Origin of the sequence: Bacillus cereus (genome assembly GCF_025917685.1) — a bacterium.
Classification (GTDB): domain Bacteria; phylum Bacillota; class Bacilli; order Bacillales; family Bacillaceae_G; genus Bacillus_A; species Bacillus_A cereus_AT.
This window is the reverse complement of the sequence record NZ_CP089518.1, coordinates 2,627,025-2,639,833: the sequence shown is the minus strand read 5'-3', so window position 1 is coordinate 2,639,833 and position 12,809 is coordinate 2,627,025. Positions and strand designations below refer to the sequence as shown.

Here is a 12,809-nt window from a genome sequence, read left to right as displayed (position 1 = left end):
ATATGAAAGAAAATGAAAAGGTAATTATGGAAAAAGGGATTCATACGGATTTTAAGGAGAATATGACGTACGGAGAGTATTTACAGCTAGATAGATTATTATCTAGTCAACAAAGATTATCAGACCATCATGATGAAATGTTATTTATCGTCATCCATCAAGCGAGTGAGCTTTGGATGAAATTAATTTTACATGAACTGAATGCGGCGATTGAATCTATTAAACAAGATAAATTACCACCAGCTTTTAAAATGTTAGCACGCGTATCAAAAATTCAGTCACAAATCATTCAATCTTGGGATATTCTTGCGACATTAACGCCATCAGAATATATTGAGTTTCGTGATTCACTTGGTCAAGCTTCAGGCTTCCAATCGTATCAATATAGAATGATTGAGTATGCACTTGGTTATAAAACACCACATGCATTAAAGATTTATGAAAAAGATCCAGAATTACATGCTCGTCTTCATAAAGCACTTCATGCACCAAGTTTGTATGATGTTGCGATACAGGCGCTTGTTAAAGAAGGTTTCCCCATTCATAAAGATGTGTTAAATCGTGACATTACACAGCCTTACGAAGAGGATGCAACTGTAGAAGCGGCTTGGATAGAAGTGTATGCGGACGTGCAGAAATATTGGGATTTATATCAGCTTGCAGAGAAATTAATTGATATTGAAGACTGGCTACAACAATGGCGTTTCCGTCATATGAAAACGGTAGAACGAATTATTGGTCATAAAATGGGAACAGGCGGCTCTTCTGGCGTATCTTATTTAAAGCGAGTGCTTGATCAATGCTTCTTCCCAGAGCTTTGGAACGTTCGAACGAAATTATAAAAATAAACTTGTCAGCTATTAAATGCTGGCAAGTTTATTTTTTTGTTTTAAAAACAAATATGATTTAATAGAGAGAACGAGATGAACTACAAATATTACATAATCATTTAGATGGAGGAAGATTTCTTGAATTTCGAGCAATTACAAAATAAATTTGAAAAGAAAAAAGTGAATACATTTCTTGTTTATCAAAAGGGGGAAGCAACGACCGAGTACTATAAAACGATAGACTGTGCAAATGAGTTATTTAAAATTAATTCGATTACCAAAAGTATCGTATCCATTTTAATTGGCATAGCAATTGATAAAGGATGTATAAATGATATACATACACCAATCACAGCATGGATTTCAAATGTATCAGAGGAAAAAAGGGATTTAACGCTTTATCATTTATTAACGATGACAACGGGAGAAGATTGGAAAGAGTTTGGGAATGGGGTCGTTTTCCCAAATGACTTTGTAGAATCAAAAAACTGGGTGCAATATATTTTAGAAAAGCCGCTCATTGAAGATATGGGTACGAAAATGAATTATAATTCAGGCTCTTCACATTTACTTAGTTATATTATCCAAGAAGCAACTGGTATGTCGACAGAGCAGTTTGCCAAAAAATATTTATTTGAGCCGTTAGACATTACGGAATATGAGTGGCAACAAGACCCGCAAGGTACATATGTCGGCGGATTCGGTATGAAAATGAAATCTATAGATTTATTAAAGTTTGGAAAATTATGTTTGCAGAATGGATATTGGAAGGGAAATGAAATTGTATCATCGAAATGGTTAGAGCAATCAAGTACAGCTCTATTTGAAACGTATGAACATGTCGGGGCATATGGGTATCACTGGTGGGTATTAAATGACGAAAGATTTCACATACCGTATTGTATGTACTTTGCTATGGGATACGGAGGGCAATACATTATTATCATTCCGCAGTTAGAGCTCGTAGCTGTAATTAGTAGTCACATGCCTAAACGTGGTCTCGTACCATTAAAGTTATTTATAGAGCATATAAAAGAGAATGCCAATCATAAATAAGAAGCGGAAGGAGGTATGTTATGAGAAGTGCAAAAATGATAGCAATTTATAGACTTTCTTTAAGTCTTCTAGCGTTTAGTGCACTTATTACACAATTTGTTACAAGGGCACAAGTGAAACCGTTCAATCCAGTTAATTTTTTTAGTTACTTCACAATTGAAAGCAATATTTTAGTGGCGGTAATTCTTCTATTAAGTAGTTTGGGGACAGCTTTATTTGGACGTTCCGAGCAGTTTGGAGTTCTTCGCGGCGCAGCTACAGTATACATACTGACAACGGGACTTATTTATTTTTTGTTATTAAGGGGATTAGAAGAGTCACTTCAAACACCGATACCGTGGGTAAATACTGTGCTTCATTACATCATGCCATTAGCAATGATTTTAGATTGGGTTATAAATCCACCTTCAAAGACCATTACATGGAAACAGGCTGCGAGTTGGCTTATTTTCCCGCTTTTATATGTTTTATATAGTTTAATACGAGGTCCATATGTTAATTGGTACCCATATCCATTTCTCGATCCGAGAATAGGTGGATATGGTAGAGTATTCTTATATAGTATAGGGATAGCTGTTGTTATTGGGGCTATTTGTGTCTTAGTAAAAATGTTAGGAAATCGAACTTTAAAGTTGAAAAGAAATCCTCCTTATTAAAGGGGGATTTCTTTTTGGAAGGGGTTGTATTATATAGGGCGAATTAAGCAATAAGAAAAGGAGAGATTGCCGTTGGATAAGATTGAAATTTTAAATTTGATACCAAAGTTTTTAGAGTTTTATACTCTTGCTAGTTAAGATACAATAGATGAAGAAACACGTTGGGAACAGTGGAAGGCGCACTACAATTTTGCGGCTGTCCCTCCTGGAGAAGAAGGAAGTCAGTTAGCGAAAGAGCTTTTGAGAAGCGCTTGGCCAAAATACGAAGAAAAGATGGAATACATAATACAATGGGAACCAAATCTGCAAATTATTAAGACATATTTAAAAGAAGTAAAAGAACTTTTAAATTGTACAGAAAATATGAATATAACGGTAGTATATTTTGTAGGTGCTTTTGATGAAAATCCTTTTGTAGCCCCAACTTATGATGGGGGAATCGCTTTATGTTTACCAATTGAAAACGGTACTTCTGAATCTCGTGTTATGATAGCACATGAATTAACGCATATTGTGCATGCTAAAACAGCGGATTTTTCAAATAGTTGGAAATGTACAATAGGTTCTACAGTATTACAAGAAGGATTAGCGACTCAAGTTGGTAAATATATAGTCCCAGAACATACTGATGAATATTATATTGAACGTAACGAAGGTTGGTTTTCCTCGTGTCAAAATGTAAGGAATAAAATTTTAACGGGAATTTATCCGTATTTACATAAGTCTTCTCCGGAATACTCCATGAAATTTACTTTCGGAAAAGGTACAACTAATCATTACAGAGAAGCATACTTTGCTGGATGGGAGATTGTTCGGACTTTATTAGAAAACGGAAAATCCTTTAGCGAAATTGCTAGTATACAAGAAAATGAAATACCAGCATATCTCGAATGTGTATATAAAGAAACCTCTGTCAGTAAGTAAAGACGGAGGTTTTTTTGATTTAACTTTTGAAAATCTGATGGGTGTAGGCCATAAACAGCTATGGATAGGACCCCATATTGATTAAAGTTTTACTTTACCGACTTGTCTTCTGAAAGGACATCTTTAAAAATTTCTCTGTTTTCGTATCAAACTCTACATCTACAAAAACACCATACTCTTTTCCATCTTCACGCAGCCACAATTTAAATTTTTCAACTGTTATTTGAACAGTTTTTGGTTTTCTACCTATATGAAGATAATCGATAATCTCAGCTTTCGGATATAGTTCTTTCGTTTTTTCAACGGCTAGTTTACCCCATTTTGCATAGGGTGGTTGTGCGTGAACTATAGATGGGCCAGTATATATATTTGAACAAGTTGTTATTAAAAAGATTATAAATGCAGTACGTGTGAAAAGTCTCTTCATAATAAGCTCCTTTTATTCTTTTTTATATTGTGTGCATATATCTTCAAGCGTATAAGCTTGTCTTTTTTTGTCTTCTTTACATAAAAGCTTCACATTTACAAAACATAACCATGAATTCATTCTGTAATTAAGGAGGGAAACATATGCGTCAAAAAGGTTTTTTGAAGGTAGCAGCTTTACTTACTTTTATTGGCTTATCTTTAATCGTAAGTAGTATGCAAATAAAAAATGTAGAAGCCTTTTCTAATCAAGTGATTCAAAGAGGTGCATCTGGAGAAGATGTCATTGAATTGCAATCTCGTTTGAAATATAACGGATTTTATACAGGAAAAGTAGATGGTGTTTTCGGCTGGGGTACATATTGGGCGCTTCGAAATTTTCAGCAAAAATTCGGATTGCCGATTGATGGTTTAGCGGGGGCTAAAACGAAGCAAATGCTTGTTAAGGCAACAAAGTATGATAAGTCGACTGCTAATAAAGGTACTACAACTAATAAAGGGAATAGCGGTGGTACTGCACAAGAAAATAAACCCCCACAAAGTAAAGGGACAAATGTTCCAAACGGTTATTCTCAAAATGACATTCAGCTAATGGCAAACGCTGTATACGGAGAGTCACGTGGTGAGCCATATTTAGGACAAGTAGCAGTGGCTGCGGTTATTTTAAATCGTGTCACAAGCGCATCGTTTCCGAATACTGTTTCCGGTGTAATCTTTGAACCGAGAGCCTTTACAGCAGTAGCGGATGGACAAATCTATTTAACTCCAAATGAAACAGCGAAAAAGGCTGTATTAGATGCGATTAATGGATGGGATCCAACAGGGAATGCACTGTATTATTTCAATCCAGATACTGCGACAAGTAAATGGATTTGGACTCGTCCACAAATTAAAAAAATCGGTAAACATATTTTCTGTAAATAGAGCGGAGGTGGAAACATGTTACGAGGTATTATCATTGTACTATTAACAGTAGGTGTAGTCGGAACAGGATATTGGGGCTATAAAGAGCATCAAGAGAAGAATGCGGTATTAATTAGAGCGGAAAATAGTTATCAGCGTGCGTTTCATGATTTAGCGTATGAGGTTGACCTATTACACGATAAAATCGGAACAACGCTTGCGATGAATTCACGTTCATCTTTATCACCAGCATTAGCAGATGTTTGGCGTTTAACATCCGAAGCCCGTTCAGATGTAGGGCAACTACCATTAACATTAATGCCGTTTAATAAAACGGAAGAATTTTTAGCGAATATCGGTGATTTTAGTTATCGTGCAGCGGTTCGTGATTTAGAAAAAGAACCGTTAAATGATCAAGAATATAAAACGTTACAAGGTTTATATTCAAATGCAGGAAATATACAAGATGAACTGAGAAAAGTGCAGCATCTGGTGTTGAAAAACAATTTACGCTGGATGGACGTAGAGATGGCACTTGCTTCAAATCGAGATCCAGCAGATAACACAATTATTGATGGATTAAAAACAGTTGAGAAGAATGTAACGTCATACTCTTCTACAAACTTCGGACCGACTTTTACAAGTGCACAAAAGAATAAAAAAGGTGGATTTGAAGCAGAAGGAAAGGCTATTTCAAAAGAGGAAGCGGAAAAAATCGCGAAATCATTTTTAAACTTAAAAGGGAATGAAAAAGTAGAAGTCGAGAAAAGTGGAAAAGGTGCAAAAGAATCATTCTACAGTGTGAAAATTCAAGATCCAGCAACGAACAATGAGTATTATATGGATATTACCGGAAAAGGTGGATATCCAATTTGGGTAATGAATAACCGAGAAATTAAAGAGCAAAAAATTAGTTTAAATGATGCAGGAAGTAAAGGATTGGCATTTTTAAAGGATCATAAGTTTACAAATATGGAGCTGTTTGATAGCTCTCAATATGATAATATCGGTGTGTTTACGTACGTTGTAAATGAAAATGGAATGCGTATTTATCCAGAAGCAATCCAAATGAAAATTGCTTTAGATGATGGGTCGATTGTTGGTTTTTCCGCAAAGGAATATTTAGCATCGCATCAAAAACGAACAATTCCGAGTGCGAAACTAACTGCTGCTGAGGCGAGAAAGAAAATTAACCCTGATGTAAAAGTTATGGAAGAACGTAAAGCTGTAGTAGTAAATGACTTGCATAATGAAGTACTTTGTTATGAATTTATTGGTACTTTAGGGAAAGATACGTACCAAATTTTCATTAACGCAAATAATGGAGCAGAAGAAAAAGTGAAGAAGATGCAAGCTGTTGAAAAAATTTATGATTAAACATCAATGATAAAGTGGTGAAAATAATGAAAATCATTATATATATGTTAATGCTTTGTTTCGTTATTACTGGATGTAGTATTGGGAAAAAAGACAATCCTAATGAAAAGCCAGAACAAAAAAATGTTTCGATGAAAAATGTTACGTATACGAATAAATCAAATAAGCCAAACGAAAAAGCTGCTGATCATTTAGCATCTTTAGCTGCAAGTATACCTGGTGTAAACGATGCGACAGCAGTAGTAGTTGGGAAATATGCTGTTGTAGGTATTGATGTAAAAGCGAAACTTGATCGAACTCGTGTGGAGTCAATTAAGTATTCTGTTGCAGAAAGTTTGAAGAATGATCCCAATGGTGCTAATGCAGTCGTTGTAGCAGATGTTGATACGTATGAAAGATTAAAACAAATAGGAAAGCAAATTAAGAATGGTAAAACTGGTGAGGGTATACTTGATGAATTAGCAGCAATTGTTGGCCGAGTAATGCCACAAGTTCCAAATGATATGATTGAAAATAGAGAAACGAATCCAATTAAAGATAATGATAAACAATTACCAAAAGATGAAGAACAAGAACTACGAAAAGAACAAGAAGATCAGTCAAATAACCATTTGAAAAAATAGTGAAAATCCCGTACTAAATTGTACGGGATTTTTCTGTAAGATTTAATATTCAGTTTATTTTCAAAGGAATATATGGTTTAATAATGAGGGGAGGGACAACCGTTATGATGAAAAAAAGCGCATTCATATTAGGTAGTTTATGCATATGTTTCAGTATGACAGCGTGTGATCAGAAGAAAGAAGTGAAGAAGAAAACGGCTACGTCTTCTACAATAACGGAAAATAAAAAGCAAGAGTCTATTAATATAAATCATTTCTCAAATATTAATGAAGGAATGACTTATTTAGAAGTGAAAGAATTAATCGGTTTTGAAGGGGATTTACTCATAGAAGAAGGGGTAGAACATTCTACACAAATTAAACAAATTTTTGCTTGGAAAGGAATCAATCCAAAATCATTTGCTGAAATAACATTTTTGGATGGAAAAGTGCAGTCTAAAACACAGCAAGGTTTAAGTTAATTTGATAAAAAATGGGAGAGTTAAGCATGAACATACATACAGGGGAAATACAATTAGTTCCGTATAAGGAGCAGTATAAAGAGAGAATAGAATCATTTAGTTTACCAAGTGAACAAGTACGATTCACAGCGAATCCAGGTGAATTACTGGAGAAAGCGAAAAATGATCGAACTAAAAATGTAGTTGTTATTTTGGACTTTAGCGGAGTACCTGTCGGTGTTTTTGCATTACAAACGGGTGACAGAGTACAGGAGTTTACAGAAAATAAAGATGCCATACTTTAAACTTCTTTTTCTGTTAATCACAATAAACAAAGGAGAGGATATGCTAAAAAATCATTGGCGTTATTACAAGACTTTGTAATAAATTATTATCCAATAATAAATGAAGTAATTCTTGCTGTAAATGAAAAAAATATTCCGGCACAAAAGTTATATGAGAAAGTTGGATTTCAAGATAAAGGGTTTAGAAGAATGGGACCAATCGGACAACAATTCATATTACATTTACCTATAACGACATAATAAGATAACAAAGCTTACTCTTGAAGAAAATCATGTAGTAAGTTTTTTTATTACGTGATATGTTAGAAAAATCAATGCAAATATCCGAGGAATATGAAGATGTAAATATATCCGATTTTTAGGACTGTTAAAATGTGAGGTGTGTTGTTATGACAATTTATATTGCACTACTACGAGGAATTAATGTAGGTGGACATAAAGTAATCAAAATGTTGGATTTGAAAAAAGTCTTTGAATCAATAGGGTTAAAAAAAGTGAAAACATATATTCAAAGTGGAAATGTAGTGTTTGAGTCAGAAGAAGGGATAAGTTTTTTAAAGGAACGAATTGAATGTGAAATTAAAAATGTTTTTGATTTCGATGTGCCAGTCATGTTAAGAACAAAAGATGAATTTATAAATATTATAAAAACGTGCCCTTATGAAGCCGATTTATTGTTAGAAGGAGAAAGCATACATGTTGCCTTTTTAGTTAATCCACTTTCTGAAGAAGACAGTAATCAGTTGCTTACGATTAAAAGTGAAATAGAAGATTGCCATATTGAAGGAGGAGTAGTGTATTTGTTTTTCAAAAAAAGCATTCGGAATTCTAAACTAATGAACCAGTTTCAAAAATTACATAGACCAGCTACAGTAAGGAATTGGCGGACTGTGAATAAGTTAAAAGCAATAGCGGAAGATATGTATTAAAAAAGTGGTTTTCTATTTACAGAAAACCACTTTTTTATTTATATTGTTTTGCGACAATGAGTTCAATGATAGGATAAATAAAGAAGGAAGAACAAAGTGCTATAAATAGAGGAAGGTTCTTTATTTCATCGAGTAATAGGGATGAAAATCCTTCTGAAAATATTAAAATAAGAAACATCATACACATAAGTACAAAATAAGAAATTTTAAAGCTTTTATATGTAATTTGTTGTCCCATCTCATCTTGACTTTCTTCCGATACTCCGTTTGGATCTCCCCATGTAATATGATTAATTAATTTACTAAGTATTAAAGAGGCAGCGAAAATAGTCCCGCCCAAAATTGAACCTTCAGTTATGTATTTATATGTGCCATGTCCAAGTATAGCGATTAAAGAAAAAATTATGATTACAAAAATAGTTTTTTTAGTATTCAATATATAATTGCACCTCCACCTTTGTAAAAAACTCTTTACATCCATAGTATAAAATCGGAAAAGTTTCATGTCAAATATTTTTTACATATGAAGTGAATGTTTATGATGTTTTGTTTTTGGATAAATAAAAAATTAAATAACATTTGAATGTAAAAGTGTGGGCTCGCATATATTTGGAAGGGATGTCAGATTAAATTAGGGGGTAGTTATGTCTATTCTTTTAAAAGCTGGTGCAGATGCAGGAAATAACGGTTTGAAGTTAATGGTGAAAGGGCAGGACCCTATTTTTATCCCGAGTATTTATTCTTTATATATAGGAGAGCCTACAGGACTGTTAGATGAGGGAGATGTCTCATTATCAGAATTAGAGAATCACATTGACGTGACCATTAGTTCTCCATCGCTAATGTTAAATAATGTACGATACATCGTTGGAGAAAAAGTGATTCAGGATCAATTAAAAGGTACTGAAGTGGAGAAGAAATCAAATAAATCAACGGATGAATTAATGGTTATTACAATCCTTTCTGGTTTAGCGATAAGTGCAATGCGTCAAAGTCCAACTTCAAGTCATATTAATATTCGTTATGATTTATCTGTCGCTCTTCCTATGCAGCTTATTACACAGGAAATCGCTGCTGAAAATGCAAAACGTTATATGGGAAATCATAAGGTTGTTTTCCATTATCCGAACGGACGGGATGTTACGATTAATGTTTCTATTGAGTTTTGTAAATGCCTACCTGAAGGCGCTTCTGGGACGTGGGGCATTGTATATGATGAAGAAGGAAATGTTGTGAAACATAAAATAGAATGTGAACAAAATCAAGTTTCAGAAATTGATTTTGTTGATAAAACATTATTATCTTTTGATATTGGCGCGGGGACAACCGAAGAAGTTGTTTCGTTAGGGGTAAATTTCCGTCCGCAATTAAGTAAAGGGTTATCGTACGGTGTAAAAGAAACGTTACTACAAATTATTACAAGATGGAATCGGAAATATCCAACGAAAACAATTGATAGTATTACAGAATTTAACCAAATTTATTTAAATGAAAAACACCCGAGAAATGCATTGTTAGTTGAGGAATCGCAACCAGCGTTTTTAGGTTTAGCTGCACGTGTCGCAACAGATATTATTAACAAAATTGATGATATGAAAGACGATCCATATGTATTTATTTACGGTGGGGGCGCAGTTATTATTAAAAATAGCTTGAAAATGATTTTAAAACAAAAAGGACGCTTGAAAAATGTGATTTTTGTAGATAACCCGTTATTTACAAATGCTCGTGGGTTATTAGTATACACATGCTCGCCAAAATATAGAGAGCATAAGCAAAAAGAGTTAGGGTTTACAAACTTAACGATAAGTTAGTTGGTGGAAGTATGCGATCTAGGCGATATAAACGTGGTGATCGAGTGAAAATTAATATTAATAAATCAGTATCGCCTGAAATGATTGCTTGGCTTAATAAACAATCTAATCCAACTAATTTCTTTTTCTTTGCAGCCCAGCAATTATTTAAACAAGTAGGAGATATTGATGTATCAAAAACCTTGCCAAGTAGCCATGTTTTTTCTTTATATGTAGAACCATCATCTCTATTAAAAGTTGAAATGAATCCATTTAAAAACGTACCATTAGAAACTAGTAAATCCACCGAAAATGTAAAAAAAAAATCGTGGGAATCTGTTGATCAGTTAGATTGTCCATTTTTTTAAACATAAAAAAATAGGTAGAGCCCATCACTATACATACGAATGCAGTGATGGGTTTTTGTTATTGTATCGTAATATCTATAAATAGAAGGGGACAAAACAATTTGTGCCCCTTCTAAAAGTTATCCTTATCTTATATAGGATATATGTTCTGAAATTGCTTTAATAATTTTATCCCAGTCATCGGGGTGATTCTCATGTCCTGTACCTTCAAGGGTTAATAGCTTTGAGTTCGGAATTTCGTCAATAAGTGCGAGTCCATGTTCAAGTGGAAGAGCTGTATCGTCCGTACCATGAATTACTAAAGTTGGTACCAGTATTGATTTAAGTATACCCTCATAAGAATCATCACCTGTTAGGAGGGCGTGATTAAACATACTTAATAGATTGTTAGCACGTTCTATTTCTTGTTTTATTTGTTTCAAAGTTCTTGATTCATCAAATATACGCTTTGGCCCACAGAGTAGACGTGATCCTGTAACTAAATATTTCGCTATAACATCTTTATTTGTCCAATCTAAATTTGCACCATTAGCATGATGTGTCAAAATTCTTTCATCCATTGGAGGCAAATCACGAGTATTGTTATCAGATCCAATAACGCTTGTTGCTAGTAATGTTAAGGTCAAAATTCTTTTTGGGTGTTTTACTGCAGCAATTTGAGCAATCATACCTCCTAATGACATGCCCAGAAGGTGTGCCTTGTCAATATGATACGCATCGAGTACCCCGATTGCATCTTCAGCCATGTCTGCTACAGTGTAATTGGAAGTCCCAGGCTTATATGTAATAGAGCGCCCGACATCACGGTTATCATAGCGAATGACAAATTTTCCTGTGCTAGCTAACCTTTCACAAAATTCTTCATCCCAATAAACCATTGAACATGTAGCTCCCATAATTAATAATATTGCTGGGTTATTAGGATTGCCAAAGCTTTCTGTACATAAATTAATACCGTTTACTTTGAAAATTTGTTCACTCATAGTACACTCTCCGTTTCATTAAAAATTAAAGAAAATAAAAATTTTGTTGTTTCTTATCCGGAAACTAAATTGTATTAAAGTTAGGTACATGCTTTTTGCACTCATAATACTTAATTAGTAGAGATAAATATCACCTCCAAACATATTTATTATCATTTAAGACGAAAAATTTTGAAAAATAATTGTTAGTTATTAAAATTAACAGAAAGGAGGAGAGGAAATGAAAGCAATTATTATTGATCAATATGGTAGTGTTGAAAAATTACAAGAAAGACAAGTTCCAAAGTCGGTTATTAAATGTAATGAAGTATTAATACGCATACATGCAACATCTGTCAATCCTGTTGATTGGAAAATAAGAAAGGGAGAATTACAAGAGAAGCTGCAATTTTCATTTCCAATTACATTAGGTTTAGATGTTGCTGGAGTAATTGAAGAAGTTGGAGAAGATGTGGACCATTTTAAAATAGGTGATAAAGTGTTTACGAAACCAGAAAATATAGGGAAAGGTTCTTATGCTGAATACATTACAGTGAAATCAGACTTAGTAGCACATATGCCAAATAATATTAGTTTTGAAGAAGCTGCGTCTATACCTCTTGCAGGACTAACAGCTTGGCAAAGTCTTGTTGATTACGCACAAATAAAAGAAAATGATCGAGTATTAATTCATGCTGGAGCTGGTGGAGTAGGTAGTTTTGCAATTCAAATCGCGAAATCATTTGGGGCCTTTGTCGCTACAACTGCAAGTAGTAAAAATGAAGAGTTTTTAAAGTCTTTAGGTGCTGACCTCATTATTGATTATAAAAAAGATAAATTTGAAGAGCTACTATCGGATTATGATATTGTGTTAGATACAATCGGCGGAGAAGTACAAGAGAAAAGTTTTCAAATTATTAAGCCTAGTGGTGTTCTAGTTTCTATCGTTCATGAACCGGTACATGAAGTACAAGGGATAAAATCAGGATTTTTATGGTTAAAACCAAGCGGAAAGCAATTATACGAATTATCAGGTTTGATTCAAGCTGAAAAAATTAAACCAATCATTAGTAAGGTTGTTCCGTTTAATGAAAAAGGAGTTAGAGAAGCTCATATTTTGAGTGAAAGTCAGCATACTAGAGGGAAAATTGTAATTACAATGGAATAAACTTTACATAAATATGCGAGTGGTGACTGGATAAAATAAAGATTGTCCC

At 33.8% G+C, this 12,809-nt stretch carries 15 protein-coding genes and 1 pseudogene; 13 read left to right on the top strand and 3 right to left on the bottom strand.

The genetic code is table 11. The annotated features are described in order from the left end of the window. Window positions 1–2: 2 nt before the first annotated feature. The 4 genes from kynA to LUS72_RS13600 all read left to right on the top strand — a co-directional run bounded on the left by kynA (window position 3) and on the right by LUS72_RS13600 (window position 3,466). Window positions 3–842 carry a tryptophan 2,3-dioxygenase gene (kynA, locus tag LUS72_RS13615; RefSeq protein ID WP_097829356.1) on the top strand — a complete coding sequence of 280 codons (840 nt, stop codon included), beginning with the start codon at window positions 3–5 and terminating at the stop codon, window positions 840–842. Window positions 843–968: 126 nt separating this feature from the next. Further along, window positions 969–1,886: a serine hydrolase domain-containing protein gene (locus tag LUS72_RS13610; protein ID WP_097829355.1), complete on the top strand. Its 918-nt coding sequence runs from the start codon at window positions 969–971 to the stop codon at window positions 1,884–1,886. 20 nt (window positions 1,887–1,906) lie between these two features. Then, window positions 1,907–2,542, top strand: a complete 636-nt coding sequence (locus tag LUS72_RS13605) for a Pr6Pr family membrane protein (protein WP_097829354.1) — start codon at window positions 1,907–1,909, stop codon at window positions 2,540–2,542. A gap of 273 nt (window positions 2,543–2,815) precedes the next feature. Then, window positions 2,816–3,466: a DUF2268 domain-containing putative Zn-dependent protease gene (locus tag LUS72_RS13600; protein WP_141536798.1), complete on the top strand. Its 651-nt coding sequence runs from the start codon at window positions 2,816–2,818 to the stop codon at window positions 3,464–3,466. 94 nt (window positions 3,467–3,560) lie between these two features. Here the strand turns inward: LUS72_RS13600 and LUS72_RS13595 are convergent, their stop codons facing one another. Further along, window positions 3,561–3,893, bottom strand: a complete 333-nt coding sequence (locus tag LUS72_RS13595) for a DUF3889 domain-containing protein (RefSeq protein WP_097829352.1) — start codon at window positions 3,891–3,893, stop codon at window positions 3,561–3,563. 143 nt (window positions 3,894–4,036) lie between these two features. Between LUS72_RS13595 and sleB the strand changes: the two genes are divergently transcribed. The 6 genes and pseudogenes from sleB to LUS72_RS13565 all read left to right on the top strand — a co-directional run bounded on the left by sleB (window position 4,037) and on the right by LUS72_RS13565 (window position 8,469). Continuing rightward, window positions 4,037–4,816 carry a spore cortex-lytic enzyme gene (gene sleB, locus LUS72_RS13590; protein ID WP_098361719.1) on the top strand — a complete coding sequence of 260 codons (780 nt, stop codon included), beginning with the start codon at window positions 4,037–4,039 and terminating at the stop codon, window positions 4,814–4,816. Window positions 4,817–4,831: 15 nt separating this feature from the next. Further along, window positions 4,832–6,172 (top strand): germination protein YpeB, encoded by a 1,341-nt coding sequence (gene ypeB / locus LUS72_RS13585; protein ID WP_071746128.1) that lies wholly within the window; start codon window positions 4,832–4,834, stop codon window positions 6,170–6,172. Between the two features lie 26 nt (window positions 6,173–6,198). Continuing rightward, complete coding sequence (locus LUS72_RS13580; protein ID WP_071746127.1) at window positions 6,199–6,795, top strand: YhcN/YlaJ family sporulation lipoprotein; 597 nt, start codon at window positions 6,199–6,201, stop codon at window positions 6,793–6,795. A 104-nt stretch (window positions 6,796–6,899) separates the two neighbouring features. Continuing rightward, window positions 6,900–7,256: a hypothetical protein gene (locus LUS72_RS13575; RefSeq protein WP_097829350.1), complete on the top strand. Its 357-nt coding sequence runs from the start codon at window positions 6,900–6,902 to the stop codon at window positions 7,254–7,256. A gap of 26 nt (window positions 7,257–7,282) precedes the next feature. Further along, window positions 7,283–7,780, top strand: a pseudogene (locus LUS72_RS13570) (GNAT family N-acetyltransferase). Window positions 7,781–7,929: 149 nt separating this feature from the next. After that, window positions 7,930–8,469 (top strand): DUF1697 domain-containing protein, encoded by a 540-nt coding sequence (locus LUS72_RS13565; RefSeq protein WP_097829349.1) that lies wholly within the window; start codon window positions 7,930–7,932, stop codon window positions 8,467–8,469. 34 nt (window positions 8,470–8,503) lie between these two features. Here the strand turns inward: LUS72_RS13565 and LUS72_RS13560 are convergent, their stop codons facing one another. After that, window positions 8,504–8,905: a hypothetical protein gene (locus tag LUS72_RS13560; RefSeq protein ID WP_097829348.1), complete on the bottom strand. Its 402-nt coding sequence runs from the start codon at window positions 8,903–8,905 to the stop codon at window positions 8,504–8,506. Window positions 8,906–9,113: 208 nt separating this feature from the next. Here LUS72_RS13560 and LUS72_RS13555 point away from each other — a divergent pair, with 208 nt between their 5' ends. Together LUS72_RS13555 and LUS72_RS13550 are read left to right on the top strand one after the other, a co-directional pair. Continuing rightward, window positions 9,114–10,283 (top strand): ParM/StbA family protein, encoded by a 1,170-nt coding sequence (locus LUS72_RS13555; RefSeq protein WP_071746122.1) that lies wholly within the window; start codon window positions 9,114–9,116, stop codon window positions 10,281–10,283. A gap of 11 nt (window positions 10,284–10,294) precedes the next feature. After that, window positions 10,295–10,630 (top strand): hypothetical protein, encoded by a 336-nt coding sequence (locus LUS72_RS13550; RefSeq protein ID WP_071746121.1) that lies wholly within the window; start codon window positions 10,295–10,297, stop codon window positions 10,628–10,630. Window positions 10,631–10,755: 125 nt separating this feature from the next. Here the strand turns inward: LUS72_RS13550 and LUS72_RS13545 are convergent, their stop codons facing one another. Further along, window positions 10,756–11,613: a BCA family alpha/beta fold macrolide esterase gene (locus LUS72_RS13545; protein WP_098361720.1), complete on the bottom strand. Its 858-nt coding sequence runs from the start codon at window positions 11,611–11,613 to the stop codon at window positions 10,756–10,758. Between the two features lie 220 nt (window positions 11,614–11,833). Here LUS72_RS13545 and LUS72_RS13540 point away from each other — a divergent pair, with 220 nt between their 5' ends. Beyond that, on the top strand, window positions 11,834–12,760 hold the full coding sequence (locus tag LUS72_RS13540; protein ID WP_097829346.1) for an NADP-dependent oxidoreductase: 927 nt from the start codon (window positions 11,834–11,836) through the stop codon (window positions 12,758–12,760). The last annotated feature ends 49 nt before the right edge of the window (window positions 12,761–12,809 follow it).